The 1,476-nt window shown below is 28.7% G+C and carries 1 protein-coding gene; it reads left to right on the plus strand.

Annotated features, from left to right (window positions below):
- Positions 1-463 precede the first annotated feature (463 nt).
- Positions 464-1,456 (plus strand): ABC transporter substrate-binding protein, encoded by a 993-nt coding sequence (locus J7G74_RS16170; protein ID WP_297137278.1) that lies wholly within the window; start codon positions 464-466, stop codon positions 1,454-1,456.
- The last annotated feature ends 20 nt before the right edge of the window (positions 1,457-1,476 follow it).

Here is a 1,476-nt window from a genome sequence, read left to right on the forward strand (position 1 = left end):
ACTATATTATTTATATGTTTTGTAATAATATATACTGATATTTAATAATAGAATAAAATTCCCCTTAATATATTATATGAGGAAAATATATTAGGGTGGATTTTATGAATTATTACATTAATTGGTCACTCTATGGGAGGTGCCATATCTATTAGATGTTTATCAAATTATAATTCGTTGGGTGTGTCAAGACTATGCCTTCTTGGTGCAGCAGCTCCTTCATGGGTAAAAACTTTTTATTAATAATTAGAAAACTAAAAATTATACAAAATATAAAGAAAGTGTGTTACCATTATTGTATAGGCTGACCCCAAAGTATAACTGAGGGGAAAGAAATTAGTATTTATTTTGTATTATATTAAGTATTATAAAATACTTATACTGAAATCCTTTGCCTAATAACAAAGGATTTTTTTAATACTATAATTTAATCAGCTGAACAAGTAATGGGGGGGGATTTATTATGAAGAAAATTTTATCAATGACTTTATCATTATTTATATCAGCATCAATCTTAGTAGGCTGTAGTAATACAACTACAAAGGAAGAGAATGCAATTGAAAATACATCAGTAAGTATTGGAGCACCAGATGGTTTACCAGCAATAGCTATATCGAAATTGGCTGGGGAAAAGCATCAAATAAAAGATAATTATGAAGTTAAGTATATTTTAGAAGGGACTTCAGATGCATTATCTACAGATGTGATGAAAGAGGCTCTTGATTTAGCAATTGTTCCATCTAATATGGCGGCTGTAGCTTATAACAAGACTTCAAATTATAAAATACTTGGAACTGTAGGAATGGGATCTTTTTATTTAGTAAGTAGCGATTCTTCTGTAACAGGATTAGATTCTTCACTTTCTGGTAAAGAAGTTGGAGCAATAGGGAAAGGTTTAACACCGGATATAACAGTTCGATCACTTTTAAAAGAACAAGGAGTTGATTCTTCTACTGTAATTTTTAACTATTCTAATGAAGCTAGTGATTTGGTGCCTTTACTAGCAACTAATAAGCTAACTACAGGAATAGTGCCAGAACCAGCGCTAACTGGTTTACTTTCCAAAAATTCAGATTTGAAAGTAGTATGTAGTCTAAATGATACATGGAAAAGTGTTTTTAAGAATGAAAATGGGTATCCTCAATCAACTTTAATAGTTAAATCTTCTTTTGCAGAAAAAAATACTGAATTTATCAATAATTTTATAAAAATAATAGCTGAAAATACTGATTGGATTAATAAAAATCCTAAAGAAGCAGGTGAATTTGCAGAGGAATTTGGTGTTACAGTACAAAAGGATGTATTGCAAAAAGCTATAGATAGAACTAATCTTAAGTTTATTTCAATATCAGAATGTAAAAATGACTATATAAATTATTATGAAAAACTATTCAACTTTAACCCAAAAGTACTAGGAGGTAGTGTACCAGAAGAGGATATTTATTATACAAAATAATAATTTAAATATAACTAAAA

The sequence above is a fragment of the Terrisporobacter sp. genome, from assembly GCF_017888745.1.
Taxonomy (GTDB): Bacteria; Bacillota; Clostridia; order Peptostreptococcales; family Peptostreptococcaceae; genus Terrisporobacter.

Excerpts from the sequence above, each read along its gene's own strand:
- J7G74_RS16170 (WP_297137278.1), top strand. The coding sequence starts at position 464 with ATGAAGAAAATTTTATCAATGACTTTATCATTATTTATATCAGCATCA.